Annotated in this window: 13 protein-coding genes; 9 read left to right on the top strand and 4 right to left on the bottom strand. The window is 56.9% G+C overall.

The features are described from left to right. Window positions 1-26: 26 nt before the first annotated feature. Window positions 27-1,772: a serine protease gene (locus CLV88_RS13000; RefSeq protein WP_106608846.1), complete on the bottom strand. Its 1,746-nt coding sequence runs from the start codon at window positions 1,770-1,772 to the stop codon at window positions 27-29. Between the two features lie 153 nt (window positions 1,773-1,925). Here CLV88_RS13000 and CLV88_RS13005 point away from each other — a divergent pair, with 153 nt between their 5' ends. Next, the gene (locus CLV88_RS13005) at window positions 1,926-2,867 is read left to right on the top strand and encodes a glycine--tRNA ligase subunit alpha (RefSeq protein WP_106608982.1); all 942 of its coding nucleotides are present in this window, start codon (window positions 1,926-1,928) and stop codon (window positions 2,865-2,867) included. 8 nt (window positions 2,868-2,875) lie between these two features. Here CLV88_RS13005 and CLV88_RS13010 read toward each other — a convergent pair whose 3' ends face one another. Beyond that, entirely contained in the window at window positions 2,876-3,508 is a 633-nt protein-coding gene (locus CLV88_RS13010) for a MarC family protein (RefSeq protein ID WP_106608847.1), read from the bottom strand. 98 nt (window positions 3,509-3,606) lie between these two features. Here CLV88_RS13010 and CLV88_RS13015 point away from each other — a divergent pair, with 98 nt between their 5' ends. The 8 genes from CLV88_RS13015 (at window position 3,607) to glmM (ending at window position 14,449) form a co-directional block, all read left to right on the top strand. Continuing rightward, window positions 3,607-4,131 (top strand): DUF6446 family protein, encoded by a 525-nt coding sequence (locus tag CLV88_RS13015; RefSeq protein ID WP_106608848.1) that lies wholly within the window; start codon window positions 3,607-3,609, stop codon window positions 4,129-4,131. A 6-nt stretch (window positions 4,132-4,137) separates the two neighbouring features. After that, the gene (gltS, locus tag CLV88_RS13020; RefSeq protein ID WP_106608849.1) at window positions 4,138-5,349 is read left to right on the top strand and encodes a sodium/glutamate symporter; all 1,212 of its coding nucleotides are present in this window, start codon (window positions 4,138-4,140) and stop codon (window positions 5,347-5,349) included. Window positions 5,350-5,358: 9 nt separating this feature from the next. Next, the gene (glyS, locus tag CLV88_RS13025; protein WP_106608850.1) at window positions 5,359-7,584 is read left to right on the top strand and encodes a glycine--tRNA ligase subunit beta; all 2,226 of its coding nucleotides are present in this window, start codon (window positions 5,359-5,361) and stop codon (window positions 7,582-7,584) included. Between the two features lie 83 nt (window positions 7,585-7,667). Continuing rightward, window positions 7,668-10,208, top strand: a complete 2,541-nt coding sequence (locus CLV88_RS13030; RefSeq protein WP_106608983.1) for a putative PEP-binding protein — start codon at window positions 7,668-7,670, stop codon at window positions 10,206-10,208. 149 nt (window positions 10,209-10,357) lie between these two features. Further along, window positions 10,358-10,999: a cell wall hydrolase gene (locus CLV88_RS13035; protein ID WP_106608851.1), complete on the top strand. Its 642-nt coding sequence runs from the start codon at window positions 10,358-10,360 to the stop codon at window positions 10,997-10,999. A gap of 122 nt (window positions 11,000-11,121) precedes the next feature. Next, a complete protein-coding gene (locus tag CLV88_RS13040; protein WP_106608852.1) occupies window positions 11,122-12,051 on the top strand; it encodes a dihydroneopterin aldolase in 930 nt (309 codons plus the stop codon). 39 nt (window positions 12,052-12,090) lie between these two features. Beyond that, window positions 12,091-13,110 carry a dihydropteroate synthase gene (folP, locus tag CLV88_RS13045; protein ID WP_106608853.1) on the top strand — a complete coding sequence of 340 codons (1,020 nt, stop codon included), beginning with the start codon at window positions 12,091-12,093 and terminating at the stop codon, window positions 13,108-13,110. Beyond that, window positions 13,100-14,449 (top strand): phosphoglucosamine mutase, encoded by a 1,350-nt coding sequence (gene glmM / locus CLV88_RS13050; protein ID WP_106608854.1) that lies wholly within the window; start codon window positions 13,100-13,102, stop codon window positions 14,447-14,449. The genes folP and glmM overlap by 11 nt, the downstream gene beginning before the upstream one ends. Here glmM and CLV88_RS13055 read toward each other — a convergent pair whose 3' ends face one another. Together CLV88_RS13055 and CLV88_RS13060 are read right to left on the bottom strand one after the other, a co-directional pair. Then, entirely contained in the window at window positions 14,450-15,364 is a 915-nt protein-coding gene (locus CLV88_RS13055) for a DMT family transporter (protein ID WP_106608984.1), read from the bottom strand. Between the two features lie 48 nt (window positions 15,365-15,412). After that, on the bottom strand, window positions 15,413-15,934 hold the full coding sequence (locus tag CLV88_RS13060) for a hemerythrin domain-containing protein (protein WP_106608985.1): 522 nt from the start codon (window positions 15,932-15,934) through the stop codon (window positions 15,413-15,415). Window positions 15,935-16,040: the final 106 nt, after the last annotated feature.

Genomic DNA, 16,040 nt, shown 5'->3' on the forward strand with positions numbered 1-16,040 from the left:
TCAGGGTTAAAGCTTCAGGGGTAAGATTACTGCCAGCAGCTGACCAAGACGGTCATGCCGCTTGCGTGGCGTGTGAGATCTTCGGGCGCCATTAGGCCCGCACCTTCAGATGTAGCGGCGCGGATACCTTCTTGTTCCAGAAGCGCACGGATCGCGTCTGCGTTGACGGCAAAACTGACCTGACCGGGCAGTTGCTGGCCTCCGCCATTGGCGCGTGGAAGGAGCATCCCAAAGACTGACCCGCCCGCGTCAAACACTGGGCCCCCGGCATCACCGGGTTGCGGGGCGAGGGCAAGACGAGCGAGTTCCTGTTCACCGCCCAAACCTTTAACGTCAGCCAGCTGGCCAAAGGTCATCGTTGGCGCTCCAAGTTGGCCTTCGTAGGAATACCCTGACACAGCGATGTCCGATTGCAGACGTGGGGCACCGCGGCGCAGCGTGGCGACGCTGATCGGGGCCAAAGCGGTGCTGGGTGTTAGGATGGCGATACCAAGCGCCTCATCAACAGAGGTGACATCGGCGTCGTAATCCCCTTCTAGCGTGACTTTGGTGCAACCGCGCACAGCCTCGGCGGTGGTGACAACACGTCCAGTACGGTCAATGAAAAAACCAGAGCGCGACAGGCTGGGGCGGCGCACTTGCAAACCGGCCAAAAGATCGATGTCCTGTGCCGGATTATTACCAGCGGCGGGGTCCAGCGAGCCGTCAATACGGGTCAGGCTGTTTTGCATCTCGCCCAAGATGCGCGTGCGGCGTTCCTCATCTCCCGCGGGCCAGACGAGCGTGAAGCCCTTTACTTCGCCATCTTTCAGGACAACCTCGGTGTGAGAGACAATTTTACTGTTTTCACCAATCAGGATGAAACCACGGTCTTTGCGCTCGCGACGTCCCTCAAGCGGTACGATTTCGAGCGTTTGCATGATGTCGTAGAGGCCAAAGAGAGTGGATTGATTTCCTTCTTGGCTGATCAGCAAGACTTTGGCCGCTGGGACGCTGCCGGTCGTATCATATTGCACGAACGGGTATTCCGTGATGGTTTTGCGCACTGCGCCCAGCGGGATTTGCATTTCAATCCCGGCGTCCAGATCTGTTACCAGTTGCAGGTTCATACCTTCTAGAACCGCAAAAAACTGGTTGCGCAAAGTGTCGCGCTGGAGCGTGGTAAGAACACCTGTTTCTTCGAAGTTATTGGCTCGTTGCCACGCCGCCATAGAGCCACGCGTGCCGCGACCAAAGGCACCGTCGATTGCGGCGCCATAGAAACCTGCCCATTTTAACCATGATTGCAGCTCCATACGCTCGGCACGGGTCAGGCGCGCCTCGGACGCGCGGGCCTCGCGCACAGTTTCATCGGAGGGTCGCGGCCCGGCGGGAACAACGCTTTCGACTTCTGGCGCGGCTTCGGGAGAGGATGCTGGCTGATCATTCAGGGCATTGGCCCCGACAGGCCAAAATTGACTGCGATACGCATCGGAGCCGGAAATATAGGCATCCAGCGGGATCAGACCTTCGGAGCGATATACTCGCAGGACTGATTCTGCGTCTGCGCGACGGTATGGACCAAGGGCGATGGCATACCAGCCTCCGCCCAGTGAAAACCCATTCACATCTTGCATCCGGTCGCTGTAGGATCGGATGCGTTGTTCGGCGACGGTCAGGCTGGGCTGAGCTTCAAGCTGAACAAAAACAACGTCTTCGCTGGCGGTTTGGGCAAATGCTGCTGAGACGCAGAAGATGAGGGTGGCGAATAGCGACAGAAATACGCGCAACATAGTGATAATGGGCCTCTGGAATTCGTAAAGATGTTTTGGTGTGTCCTGTTTAACAGTTTGGTAGCGTGTTGCATCTCTAATTTGCGTGATCGTGCAATTGACCCCACGTGCGCAGGCGCATAAGCAAGACCCGCGTTTCCAAGAGGCATGGCCATGGCACAAACCGATAGCAAACCCCGCAGCTTTCAGGAGATTATCCTGCGGCTTCAAAATTACTGGGCTGAAAAGGGCTGTGCGATTATGCAGCCATACGACATGGAAGTTGGCGCGGGTACGTTCCACCCGGCCACGACGCTGCGGTCGCTGGGCACAAAATCATGGGCAGCCGCCTATGTGCAGCCGTCGCGCCGACCAACAGATGGGCGTTATGGCGAGAACCCGAACCGGTTACAGCATTATTATCAGTATCAGGTCCTGATAAAACCCAGCCCCCCAGGTTTGCAGGCGCTGTATCTGGGCAGCCTTGAGGCAATTGGCATCGACATGGAGATGCATGACATTCGCTTTGTTGAGGACGACTGGGAAAGCCCGACGCTGGGTGCGTGGGGTCTTGGCTGGGAAGTGTGGTGTGATGGCATGGAGGTCAGCCAATTTACCTATTTCCAGCAGGTTGGTGGGCATGATTGCCATCCGGTGTCAGGCGAGCTGACCTATGGCTTGGAGCGTTTGGCGATGTATGTCTTGGGTGTGGATCATGTGATGGACATGCCGTTTAATGATCCGCAGGGGCCAATTGCGCTGAGCTATGGGGATGTTTTCGGCCAGACGGAGCAGGAATATAGCCGCTGGAATTTTGACGTGGCCAACACGGATGTGTTGCTAAAGCACTTTGAAGAGGCTGAGGCCGAATGCGAGGCGATTTTGGCGCAAGAGCATGTCGACCCGAAGACTGGCAAGCGCATTATCATGGTGCACCCGGCCTATGACCAGTGCATCAAGGCGTCTCACCTTTTTAACTTGTTGGATGCGCGCGGCGTGATCTCTGTGACCGAACGGCAAGCCTATATCGGGCGCGTGCGCGCGCTGGCCAAGCAGTGCGCGGATGCGTTTGTGTTGACCGATGCCGGTGGTTTTGTCGCGGGCGATGCCGCGTGATCGACGTGTCAGGACAGGCCGGGCAACAACACTTTTGCACCGTCGGCGATCATGCCGATGGCAATGGCGAGCAGGATCATCCCCATCAGGCGGGTCATGATCGTGCGCGCCGTTCGGGTGAGGTGATGGCCAATGTTTCCTGCAAAATAGAGCACGACAGCAAGGATAAGGAGAACCAGCGCGACACAAGCGCCATACTCTGTCCAACCGCTGATGCCTTTGGCTTGACCGGCGAAGAGGATCAAAGTCGTGATGGTGCCGGGGCCCACCAACATAGGGAACGTCATGGGGTAAAAGGCGATGCTGTCGTTGGACGCAGGCTGGCGCTTTTCGCCTTCGGACCCATGATGGGCGGGGCTTTCACTTCCGTTAAGCATATGAAAGCCGATTTGCAAAAGAACGAGGCCGCCGGCGACGCGGAAGGCGTCAATCGAGATGCCAAAAAAGTTGAGAATGGCCGAACCGGCGACTGCAACGATGGCACATGTCACGGCGGTGTAGAGTACCATCTGGAGCGCCGTGCGTCGTTGCGCCGCGGGATCCATGCCATCCGTCAGTCCGAGGAAAATCGGCAGGTTTACAAACGGATTCATGACGGCAAACAAGGCGCCGAACATGGAAATGACAAAGCTATCGGTCATGGGGAAAAGGATCTCTGTGAATTGTTGGTGAGGTCGACTATGGGGCGCGCAATCAGCGCCTGCAAGGAATTCGGCAATTATGCCAGTTGGGGGTGCGCATGAGCGGCAAGATTTTCGCGAGCTTTGTGGTTGTGACCGCCATTGTGGCCGGAATTGCCATGTATTGGTTGCAGGTCTATGCGTATTACGACGAGGTTCCGGTGACTGGTACCGATGATGTGCAGATGACGTCGCAGGCCACTAAGCGGCCAGAGGCCGTTTCATATGAGGCTTTTCAGGCGATCGACTCTGACAGCTCGCCGATCCGCTATCGCGCGTGTTTCACGACGTCGATGAGCGTCGGCATGATGACTGAAACATATGTGACTTATGAAAACCCAGAGCCTCTTGTTGCGCCAAAATGGTTCGATTGCTTTGATGCCAAGGAAGTTGGCTTTGCGCTAGAAGAGGGCGAAGCGTTGGCATTCATGGGGACGGAAAACGTGCTCTATGGCATCGATCGTGTTGTTGCCGTTTTGCCTGACGGGCGCGGGTTTGTTTGGCACCAGATCAACAAGTGCGGCGAAGTTGTCTTTGATGGCAAACGTGCACCTGAGGGCTGTCCGCCCAAACCGGGGGAGTGACGTTTTATGGCACAGGTTATAGTCATACCCGAGTTCATCACTGCAACGCTTGGCCTTGCGGTTTTTCTGCTTGGGGCACGGCTGACACGTAAAGTGGCATTTCTGCGCGAGTTTAATATTCCTGAACCTGTGACTGGCGGGCTGATCGCGGCGGCATGTTTTGGGATTTACGCGGCGCTGTCGGGCAATTCGATTAGCTTTGAAATGACTGTGCGAGATTTCTTTCTAGTGTTGTTTTTCGCCGGAATTGGGTTGAATGCGCGGCTGGGGGATTTGATCGCGGGCGGCAAGCCGTTGATTTTACTTTTGATACTGACGTTTGTGACCATTGTGTTGCAGAGCGGGATCGGTGTTTTTGGGGCGGTCTTGTTCGGGTTTCCAGCGCAATCGGGTGTGCTGTTTGGCTCTGCCGCATTGATTGGCGGGCATGGCACGGCGATTGCCTGGGCGCCAAATGTGCAGGCCGCAACCGGGCTTGAGAGTGCGGCCGAGCTGGGTGTAGCTGTGGCGACCTTGGGGTTGGTGCTCGCGGCTGTGGTTGGTGGACCGATCGCCAAATATCTGGTGGAGCGATATGATTTGACGCCGGATCGTCCAGATGAGGGCAACACGATTGGTGTGCCGTATAAAGACGAAGATCAGGCGGGTGAGATCACGCATGTGAGCCTGATGCGCACGTTTCTGGCGCTGAACCTCGCGATTCTGGGCGGCTATGTGCTGCACGGGGTGTTGAGCGAAGCGGGGCTCAAGCTGCCGCTGTTTGTGCCCTGTCTGATCGTGGGGATTGCGCTGGGCAATCTGCAAACCGTGCTGTTTCCCAAGTCAAAACCAATCTCGCGGACGCCATCCCTGGCTGTCATTTCAGATTTCGCGCTGGGTGCGTTTCTGGCGATATCGTTGATGACACTTGATTTTGGCTCGCTTGCCGGACTGGGCAGCGCGATTGCTGTCACGATTGCCTTGCAGACGGTGGTGACTGTGCTGTTCGTGGTTTATGTGCTGTTTCCGGTCTTGGGCCGGGGCTATCGCGCGGCGGTGCTGGCCGCCGGGTTTGCCGGTTTTTCGCTGGGCGCGACGCCAACCGCCATCGCCAACATGACGGCTGTGACCAAACGTTACGGCCCGTCGCCCATCGCTTTTGTCGTTTTGCCGCTTGTGTCGGCTTTTTTCGTGGATATCGCCAATGCGATTGTCATACAGACAATCGTGAACTTCTAAGGACCCGTCATGCCTGATCTCTTGATCGAACTTTTCTCTGAGGAAATCCCCGCCCGCATGCAGGCGCGCGCAGCAGAAGACCTGAAAAAGCGGGTGACTGATGGTTTGGTCGAGGCAGGATTGACCTATGCCGGGGCGCAGGCGCTGTCGACGCCGCGCCGTTTGACATTGGCGCTGGAAGGGTTGTTGGCCGAAAGCCCGACGGTGCGTGAAGAGCGCAAAGGGCCCAAAGTCGGTGCGCCAGACAAGGCGATTGAGGGTTTTCTGCGCGGGGCCGGAGTGGCGCGCGAGGATCTGGAGGAGCGCGAAACACCTAAAGGGGCCGTTTATTTCGCGACGATCACCAAGCCGGGTCGCGGGGCAGCGGAGATCGTGGCGGAGGTGCTGGAAGACACCATCCGTAACTTCCCTTGGCCCAAATCCATGCGCTGGGGAGCGGGGTCGTTGCGTTGGGTTCGTCCGTTGCATTCGATCCTGTGCATCCTGAGCGCCGAAGACGGGCATTCGGTGGTGCCGCTGGACATTGATGGGATCAAAGCAGGTGACAGCACCGAAGGGCACAGATTTATGGGCGGGGACCGTTTCTCTGTCACCGGGTTTGAAGATTATGAAGCCAAGCTGAAACGCAATCATGTGGTGCTGAACGCGGGCGAGCGGGCAGATCATATCTGGAACGATGCGACCAATATGGCCTTTGCCCAAGGGCTGGAGGTGGTTGAGGACAAAGGGCTGTTGGCCGAGGTTGCAGGGCTGGTGGAATGGCCGGTTGTGCTGATGGGCGACATTGCGGAAGATTTCCTGGGGTTGCCGCCAGAGGTGCTGCAAACGTCGATGAAGGAGCATCAGAAGTTTTTCTCGGTGAAGAACCCTAAGACGGGTCGGATCGAGAAGTTTGTTACGGTGGCGAACCGTGAGACGGCGGACAATGGTGCAACGATTTTGGCGGGCAACCAGAAGGTTCTGTTTGCACGTCTATCTGATGCGAAATTCTTTTGGGAAAACGATCTGCGCGTGGCCGCGGCTGGGGCGCAGGATTGGTTGGATAGCCTGAGCAACGTGACCTTCCACAACAAGCTGGGAAGTCAGGGCGAGCGCATTGCGCGGATTGCGGCGCTGGCGGGTGAACTGGCTGCTGTGACTGGGGCGGAAGCTGAGTCCGTTGCGGCGGCAGCGCGGTTTGCCAAGGCCGATCTGAGTTCGGAAATGGTTTATGAGTTCCCGGAGTTGCAGGGGCTGATGGGGCGTTATTACGCCGAAAAGGCCGGGTTGAGCGCGGATGTGGCTGCGGCGGCGGAAGAGCATTATTCACCGTTGGGCCCGTCCGATGACGTGCCAAATGCACCGGTGTCGGTGACTGTCGCGCTGGCAGATAAGCTGGACACATTGACCGGGTTCTGGGCGATTGATGAGAAACCGACCGGGTCGAAAGACCCATTTGCGCTGCGTCGGGCAGCGCTGGGTGTTATTCGGTTGGTGTTGGAAAATGGGTTGCGTCTGTCATTGGATCGATATTTCGATGGACAGTTGCTGCGCCATGAAATTGCGCAAAATAAGGATGATGACATCGCCGCTAAGTTGATGCGCGACATGTTGTCTGAGATTAGCGACCACGGCGTGCTTGGTGCAGCAGTGCGCACGGTTCAAGACGCATTTGACGGTGATTTGCCCAAGGCGCTGGACGCAGTGCGGCTACGAGTGCCGGATACTTCCAGCGATCTCCTTTCCTTTTTCCACGACCGCCTCAAAGTCTACCTGCGCGATCAGGGCATTCGTCATGATGTGATCGACGCCTGTATCGCGATGCCGGGTAATGATGATCTGAGTCTGTTGGTGAAACGCGCGCGGGCGTTGCAGGATTTCATGAGCACGGATGACGGCGAAAACCTGCTGCAGGGGTTTAAGCGGGCCAACAATATTTTGAGCCAGGCCGAGCTGAAAGATGGGGTCGAGTATTCTTATGGCGCGGACGTCAAGTTTGCCGAAGATGACAGCGAAAAGGCCCTGTTTGCGGCGCTGGATTCCGCGGAGGGGGCGATCTCTTCGGCCATCGAGGCCGAAGATTTCGCGTCGGCCATGGGAACCATGGCCTCTCTGCGCGCACCGATAGACGGGTTCTTTGAAGCGGTGCAGGTCAATAGTGAAAACGAGGTTGTGCGCCGCAACCGTTTGAACCTGTTGTCGCGCATTCGTACCATCTGTTCCGGGGTTGCGGAGTTAGAGCGCGTCGAGGGGTAATTCTGTCGCGTTAGGTGGGCGAAGCTTTCCCTTGCTTCACACATCTGTGAGGCTATGCTGCGGTGTCAAAGAAGGATGCCGCAGTGCAGCAATACACATCTGATATCTGTTTGATCACCACGGATGCGCCGATTACGGCGCATACACATGGAGGCCGTGCGAAATGCATGCAGCGCCTTGTGCGTTTGGATCTGCCGGTTCCGGACACCGTCGCGCTTAGCTTTGACGAGGTGCATCGGATTGCTGCGGGCGACGCGCCCGACGTGTCGCGCATTCTTGAACATTTTGCTGATGATCAACTGCTATGCGTCCGTCCGTCCTCTGAAGATCCTGATTGGGGCGGGCCGGGGGCTGTGCTGAACATCGGGATGAATGATGCGCGGATGAAATCGTTAAGCGATCGCATTGGCGCCAGAACGGCAGCACAGCTTTATGTGCGGTTCATTCAGAGCTACTCGACCCATGTGGCGCGGCTGGATCCTGATATATTTGATGATCTGGATATGGATGCGTCGGACTTGGTCGCACAATTCCTGAGCGCGTATGAAGACGAGGCTGAGGAGCCTTTTCCACAAGCGCGCGGGGATCAGTTGCGTGGTGTTTTACGTTCCATGGCGCGGGCATGGGAAGGGACAACCGCCAGATTGCTGCGACAGGCCAAAGGGGCGCCAGCGGATGCCGGGCTGGGGCTGGTGGTTCAGTCGCTGGTTTTGGGCGTTGGACCGGGTGAGTGTGGCTCTGGAGTGTTGCAGTTGGTGAGCAGCGACACCGGGTTGCCGCAGGTGACGGGCCGGTATCTGAGCCAAGGGCAGGGGCGCGACGCGTTGCACAGTGGTGTCGGTGCGCAATTCCTGGAGAAAGACGCGCGGGGGCCGTCGCTAGAAGAGAGAGCACCCGAGGCGTTCGAACAACTTAAGGTGCATGCCGCAGTGATGCGGAGCAAACTGCGCGAAGAGATGCAGTGCGAATTTGCGCTGGATAATGGTCAAGTTCATATCTTGGACGGTATGCGTATTCAGAGGACCGCGCGCGCCGCGGTGCGAATTGTTGTTTCGCTGGCCAATGACAAGATTATTCCGCGGGAAGAGGCGCTGATGCGCATAAAGCCGCGCGCCTTAAACGAATTGTTGCACCGACAGGTTGATGCCGCAGCTGAGCGTGACGTGGTCGGGACGGGTGTCGCCGCCAGCCCCGGAGCTGCGAGTGGTCGGATTGTATTCTCAGCGGCAGAAGCACAGGCCAGTGCGGCACGCGGAGAGGCCTGTGTGCTGGTGCGTCGGGAGACGAATCCAGAGGATATTCGCGGTATGCACGCCGCTAGTGCAGCGCTGACGGAACGTGGCGGTATCACCAGTCATGCTGCAGTGATCGCGCGCGGCTTGGGGTTGCCTTGCGTCGTGGGCGCGTCATCGGTGCGGTTTCAGACCCGTAAGAAACGGCTTGTCACGCCGGATGGTCGCGAGTTTCGTGAAGGTGATGTGATCACCGTTGATGGCTCAAACGGCGATATTCTGGCCGGAGAGGCGCCGATGGTTGAGGCGGCATTGAATGATGAGTTCAAAACCCTGATGAGCTGGGCAGATGATGAGCGCGACATCGGGGTGCGTGCAAATGCCGACACGCCGGATGACGCGTTGACTGCATTGAACTTCAAAGCCGAAGGGATTGGCCTGTGCCGGACAGAGCACATGTTCTTTCAGGCGGATCGCTTGATCGCCATTCGTGAGATGATTTTTGCAGATGGTCCAGAAGACCGGGCCGCTGCGTTGGAGCAGATACTGCCCTTGCAGCGCGACAGTATTGCCGAACTGTTTCGGACCATGAAGGGCTTGCCGGTTTGTGTGCGTTTGTTTGACCCGCCTTTGCACGAGTTTCTGCCAACGGACCGTGCCGGTCTGAGGGATCTAGCGGAGGCGCTTAATCTGCCGCTGTCGGATGTGACGCGGCGTGTTGAGGCGCTCGGTGAGTATAACCCGATGCTGGGGATGCGCGGTGTGCGCCTTGGTATTACGGTACCTGAGATTTACGAAATGCAGGCGCGTGCAATTTTTGAGGCAACATTGTTAGCGGCCAAAGATGGTGCGCCGGTCACACCCGAAGTGATGATCCCGCTGGTGTCGGCCAAGCGCGAGGTTGAGTTGGTCAAAACCAAGATTGATGCAGTCGCTGCCGCCGTTCGTACAGAAAGTGGGATGGATTTCGACTATCTACTTGGGGTTATGGTGGAAACACCACGGGCCGCGCTAAGGGCAGAAGACATCGCTCCGCATTGCGACTTTTTCAGTTTTGGCACCAACGATCTGACACAGATGACTTATGGTTTGTCACGCGATGACGCCGGGCGATTCATGTCGCCATATGTCAATCAGGGTGTGTTCCCCGAAGACCCGTTTCACATTTTGGACCGAGAGGGCGTCGGTGAATTGCTTAAACTGGGATCGGAACGAGGACGTGCAGCGCGGCCCGATCTGAAGCTGTCTGTATGCGGAGAACACGGGGGTAGCCCCGAATCGATAGACTTCTGTCGCCAGATCGGGCTGGACTATGTGTCGTGCTCGCCATTCAGGGTCCCGGTTGCCCGGTTGGCGGCGGCTCAACTGGCTATTCGGGACAAAATAAGCTGAATCAACACGTTATCTGAAAGTCTTGAGCTTGCTAGTGTCGGTTCTGCCGCTGTGACAAAGCGCCTATCTAGACGATTTTAAGCAATTGAGGTAAGACGTCGCGAGTTTGGGGCAGGAATTGTGCTGTCTGGCAACCGATAGAGGACGCGATGCGTAACTTCATTAGTGCTGTTTTGGCGATCACTTTGAGTGCTGGCGTGGCAAATGCCGAAGCGCCTGCGACAACAGATGATGCCGTCGAAACACAGCGGCGTGTGGTTTTGTTTGACGGAAAGAAGCTCCGTGAATTTTTTGCGCCCAATCAAGTGAAGCCAAAAGAGATCCAGTTCAGTCGTTCGTGGATTGATGCGCAGCCTCCGGTCGACAAGGCAAAACGTGGCGAGCAATGGCAGTGTCTCTCTGAGGCGCTGTATTTTGAAGCACGCGGAGAAAGCGTGATGGGGCAGTTTGCCGTTGCGGAAGTGATCTTGAACCGCGCCGAGCATGGTAATTTTCCTGAAAGCGTGTGTGGTGTGATCAAACAAGGCACTGCGAGCGGGCGCAAGTATGGATGCCAGTTTACGTATAATTGTGACGGCGTCACAAATCGTATTCACGAAAAAGGCGCCTATGAGCGTGTCGGCAAGGTGGCCAGCTTTTTGCTTGAAGGTGCCCCGAAGACGCTAACCGAGGGGGCAACTCATTATCACACCAAGGCTGTTAGCCCATCCTGGTCGCGTAAGTTTACGCGGACGGCGACGATTGGTGTGCATCACTTTTATCGGATGCCGACCCGAATCTCCAAAAACTAAAAAGACACGGCAGAAACTGTGTACATGACGTGTTTTGCCGCTTAATTGCCGTGCAAAGCGATGATGTGCGCGGCGCGGGGCGTTAGTTCTTCGATCACCCGGTAGCCCATGGGAGCGGCACAATGACTAATGAAATTCGATTGGCGTTTGCCCATCCTTCTGAACGCTCAGAGGCGACATCAGGATCTGATCCGATGGACCGGATCTCGTTGCGAGATCACATTGTCGAAGTTGATATTGGCGCCTTTCAGGCCGAGCGCGGAACCACGCAACGCATCTGTTTCAATGTTGTGGTCGAAGTGCGGCCTATCCAAGACCCGGTTGAAGACGATGTGGATCGCATATTGTCATATGACCGTGTGACCGAAGCGATTGCATTTGAGCTAGCAGCGGAGCGTCTGAACCTTTTGGAAACATTGGCCGCGCGCGTGGCCGATCGTATTCTGTTAGAACCGCAAGCGATGCGCGTTTTTGTGCGAATCGAGAAGCTGGACCGGGGTCCCGGCGCGCTGGGCGTGGAAATTGTCCGCAGTCGCAAAGTTGCCGCCGTGGTGCCCGTGGATCCGGTCGAGGAAGAAGCCGAGCATCCGCGTGTGGTTTTTCTGTCGAATGAGGCAGTGGCTTCTCCGCATCTGAAGGGCTGGATTGATCAGCTGGAGAACGATGACGCGCCAGTTATTTTTTGCGTTGGCGCAGGCGAGATGCCAGCGCCACAAACCGGACATGCGTTGACGCAGCGACGTGTCGATTTGCTGACCATTGAACAAAATGCATGGGTGCTTGCTGCGCGCGATCATCGATGCGTGGTGGTTAGTACCCGGACCGAGCTGGATTGGGCCATGAAAAATGGGCAAATCTGCGTTTGGGCGCCGTCAAAGATCGTTTTGGATGCGGTGGATGGCCCATCCGCAGAGCCACGCGATGCCGTTGCGCTGGCCGATTGGTTTGCGCTGGAAATGTCCGCGCGCAAATTTTGGATTATCGGCGCGAAATCGCCAGAAGGCGCTCAGGACCGTGTTCGGTTGATGAATGTGGATCAATCTGAGTTCTGAAGGCTTGCCTTTGACAGTGCAATTGCGCAATCAGCTACTATGACACAGTATTTTCGCGCTATCCCGCAGTCGGATTCCGCTCGCCCCAGAGAAGCAGTAACTTTGGCCGGAGGGTGGTCTTGGTTTTCCCACGTCGAAGTGTTGGAACGTGGGCGCGATCCCATCGTGGTGCCAGCGTCTGAGCTACCGCATCAAGCCTTGGACGCATTGAGTAGTGAACGACCAAAACTTGGACGAGTACGCATGGATCGCCCTCAGATCATGGGGATTTTAAACGTCACTCCGGATAGTTTTTCGGACGGAGGCGATCATGTTGGACCAGCACGTGGGCTCGCCCATGCACGGATCATGGTTGACGCCGGTGCGAGCTTGATTGACGTTGGCGGGGAATCCACGCGACCAGGTGCCGTCGAAGTGCCGCCTGAGGCCGAGATCGCCCGAACAGCCCCAGTGATTGCGGCTATTTCGAACGTTCTGGATGTGCCCATCAGCATTGATACGCGCAAGGCTGTGGTGGCCAAGACGGCACTGGATGAGGGTGCATTCCTTGTTAACGATGTATCGGGCTTTACCCATGACAGTGAATTGGCGCCATTGTGCGCGCGCCGTCAGGTGCCGATTTGCGTCATGCATGCGCAGGGAGAACCTGGAACCATGCAGGCCAGTCCGCATTACGACAATGTTCTGTTGGATATATACGATTTTCTGGCGGCTCAGGTCAGCATGTTGTGCGAATTGGGAATTGAAAGAAATCAGATCCTGATCGATCCCGGCATCGGTTTTGGCAAGACTATCTCTCATAATTTGGCGCTGTTGCGCCGTATCAGCCTGTTTCATTCGTTAGGTTGCCCGATCTTGCTCGGTGCTTCACGCAAAGGCTTTATTGGCAGGATTGGTAACGCCCCCGTAGCAGCGGATCGTGCGCCGGGTTCGGTTGCGATCGCGATCGAAGCGATTGCACAGGGTGTACAGGTTGTGCGCGTCCACGACGTTGCGGAGACACGTCAGGCGTTGCAAATATGGCAGGCGGTAACAATGGATGAACACTATGGCGCGTAAATTGTTTGGAACCGATGGCGTACGAGGGACGGCTAACACAGCACCGATGACGGCTGAGATGGCGTTGCGGTTGGGGGCAGCGGTCGGGCGATACTTCCGTAATGACGGAAATAATCAGCACAGAGTGGTTATTGGCAAAGATACCCGCCTGTCAGGTTATATGTTCGAGAACGCGTTAACGGCGGGGCTGACCTCGACTGGGATGAACGTTTTTTTGTTGGGGCCTGTGCCAACCCCGGCGGTCGGGCTGCTGACTACCTCAATGCGCGCCGATCTGGGCGTAATGATCTCAGCCAGCCACAATCCAGCCGAGGACAACGGGATCAAGTTTTTTGGCCCAGATGGGTTCAAGCTTTCTGATGAGGCGGAACACGAGATTGAGCGATTGGTCGAAACGGGCGTGGAGCCGGCCAAAGCGGCCAATATCGGGCGTGCAACTCGTATTGATGACGGCCGTTTCCGGTATATCGAGCGTGTCAAAAGCTCTTTGCCCAGTGCATTGCCGCTGCGCGGGATCAAGGTGGTTGTGGATTGTGCCAATGGCGCGGCCTATCGCGCAGCGCCTGAGGCGTTGTGGGAACTTGGTGCGGATGTGATCCCTGTGGGCGTGTCGCCAAATGGGGATAACATCAACCACGATTGCGGGTCTACCAAACCGCGTGTAGCAAGCGAAACCGTGGTTGCACACGGCGCGGATGTCGGGATTTGCCTTGATGGTGATGCGGACCGCGTGATGATCATCGACGAAGCAGGAAATGTGGCGGATGGTGACCAGATTATGGGGTTGTTTGCCTCGCGTTGGGCAGAAGAAGGTCGCCTGAACGGTGGTGCGCTTGTGGCGACTGTGATGTCAAACCTCGGGCTGGAGCGGTTCCTTGGGGATCGCGGTGTGCGATTGGAGCGCACTGCGGTTGGTGATCGCTATGTTGTCGAAGCGATGCGCAAGGGTGGCTACAATCTTGGTGGTGAGCAGTCTGGCCATATTGTGATGACGGATTTCGCCACGACCGGCGACGGGCTGATGGCGGGGTTGCAGTTTCTGGCGGCTATGGTTGAAACCGGGCGCAAGGCGTCGGAACTGGCACGGGTGTTCGAGACGGTTCCGCAGATGCTTAAGAACGTGCGCTATTCGGACGGCCAAGCCCCGCTTGAGATGGCATCGGTTCAGGCTGCGATTGCGGCAGCCGAGGCAGATCTGTTGGGCAACGGGCGATTGTTGATCCGTAAGTCGGGTACCGAACCATTGATCCGCGTTATGGCTGAGAGCGAAGACGCAGGTGTGTTGGAGCAGTCAGTGGATAGCGTGGTTCAGGCGGTCGAGGAAGCTGTGAAAACCTGATCAGTCGCGCGCGAACAACCGCTTGAGCGCGCCATATTGACTTAGGCCAAGGCCGATCAGGATCAACAACGCGGCCCAAAGCAGTGAAGATTGCAGCGGTTCGCCCAACAGAACCACGCCAAGTGTGACCGACCAGAGGGGCACTTGGTAATTGGTCAGGCTCATGAACACCGGCCCGGCGCTGCGGATCAGGATGATGCGCAACAGGTTTGCACCGGCGGTTGGGACCAGGCCAAGCAACATAACAAGCAATAACCCTTGCAGCCCCGGAAGGGGCGGCAGGCCATGGGTAAATAGCGCCATTGGAACCACAACCAATACGCCAAACCCAAGTGTTGCGGTGGAGAGGCCAAACGGATCAATCTCTGGCAAGCCCCGCATGGCGATTGAGGAAATCGCATAGCACGTCGCCGCGCCAAAACAGGCCAGCCTGCCAATACCTTCCAGGCCTGCGCCCGAGCTGGTGAACGCACCGGGACCCAGCAAGAGTAGAACGCCAAAAAAACCAATGACGAATCCGGCTGTCCGGCGCAGCGTCATGCGCTCGCCGGGGACCAGAAAATGCGCCAATGGCAGGACGATCAAGGCCACGGCGGCCATGGAAACGCCTACAAAGCCAGAGGTTACGAATTGCTGGGCCCATGCCAGAAGCATAAAGGGCACGGCCGCACTGAACACAGCAACAAATGTGAGGCGAGGCCAGTTTTGCTCGGGGCTGGTAAACATGCGCGCACCGCGCATTTGCCAGAAAGCTGCCGTGATGAGCGCAGCAAAGCTGATCCGCCCAGCGGCGACCCACAAAGGGGGCAGGTGATCCAGCGCCAGTTTTTGCACCATGAACGTGCCGCCCCAGATCAGGCCAAGGGCACAGACCATGAGCCAATCCGTGGCTTTGATATTTGGGGCGTCTTGCATGTGCATCTCGGTGAGAAAGGCGCCCCCGGTGAATTGGGGGCGCGTTGGTTAGCCACGCAATTTGTGATGCAAAAGAATGGGGACAGCCAGATCTTCTTCATCGCTCAGGTGGCGGGTCAGAAACTGTCCTATCTCTTCTGTCAAACCGTGCAAGTGTTTTGCTTCTTCCAACACAGCGTTTGGATCAAGATATTCCAGCTGAACGATACGATTGCCCTGTCGCTTAAAGCGGTCCAGCACGTCGTCAAGCACCACATGATCACCTTCGAGCATATCGAGCCCGTGTTCGAAACGGGGGTCGGCGCGGTTTAGTTCGGGAAAGAAGGAATGATCCTCCCAGCCGTGATGGCCGTGCAGGTTGCGCACCAACAGGTTGCCAAAATGCGAGAGGCGCCGGGTGTAGCGATATTGCTCTATCCCGCCATCAATGAGTTTTTCAGTGTCTGTTTGCGTGATGGCCGTCAGTTGGCGGAACATTTGATGAGCCCCCATCCAGTTCTGGATGGAGGCGGTGAAGTCCGGGTGATCCGGCCAGGTTTCGCGCGGATAATCCCGAAGCAAGAGCTGCATATCTTCGGGCAGCCCCTGTCTTGTCTGAATGTGCGTCTGTATCATGCGGTAAAAGGTGGGGGCGTGTCGGAGTTTCGACAATATGCACATGTGCACACCGGATGTT

Source organism: Shimia abyssi (assembly GCF_003014475.1).
GTDB lineage: Bacteria > Pseudomonadota > Alphaproteobacteria > Rhodobacterales > Rhodobacteraceae > Shimia > Shimia abyssi.

Bases quoted from the DNA above. Each gene is read 5' to 3' on its own strand.
- CLV88_RS13000 (WP_106608846.1), bottom strand. From the start codon at position 1,772: ATGTTGCGCGTATTTCTGTCGCTATTCGCCACCCTCATCTTCTGCGTC.
- CLV88_RS13005 (WP_106608982.1), top strand. From the start codon at position 1,926: ATGGCACAAACCGATAGCAAACCCCGCAGCTTTCAGGAGATTATCCTG.
- CLV88_RS13010 (WP_106608847.1), bottom strand. From the start codon at position 3,508: ATGACCGATAGCTTTGTCATTTCCATGTTCGGCGCCTTGTTTGCCGTC.
- CLV88_RS13015 (WP_106608848.1), top strand. From the start codon at position 3,607: ATGAGCGGCAAGATTTTCGCGAGCTTTGTGGTTGTGACCGCCATTGTG.
- gltS (WP_106608849.1), top strand. From the start codon at position 4,138: ATGGCACAGGTTATAGTCATACCCGAGTTCATCACTGCAACGCTTGGC.
- glyS (WP_106608850.1), top strand. From the start codon at position 5,359: ATGCCTGATCTCTTGATCGAACTTTTCTCTGAGGAAATCCCCGCCCGC.
- CLV88_RS13035 (WP_106608851.1), top strand. From the start codon at position 10,358: ATGCGTAACTTCATTAGTGCTGTTTTGGCGATCACTTTGAGTGCTGGC.
- CLV88_RS13040 (WP_106608852.1), top strand. From the start codon at position 11,122: ATGACTAATGAAATTCGATTGGCGTTTGCCCATCCTTCTGAACGCTCA.
- folP (WP_106608853.1), top strand. From the start codon at position 12,091: ATGACACAGTATTTTCGCGCTATCCCGCAGTCGGATTCCGCTCGCCCC.
- glmM (WP_106608854.1), top strand. From the start codon at position 13,100: ATGGCGCGTAAATTGTTTGGAACCGATGGCGTACGAGGGACGGCTAAC.
- CLV88_RS13055 (WP_106608984.1), bottom strand. From the start codon at position 15,364: ATGCAAGACGCCCCAAATATCAAAGCCACGGATTGGCTCATGGTCTGT.
- CLV88_RS13060 (WP_106608985.1), bottom strand. From the start codon at position 15,934: ATGCAGCTCTTGCTTCGGGATTATCCGCGCGAAACCTGGCCGGATCAC.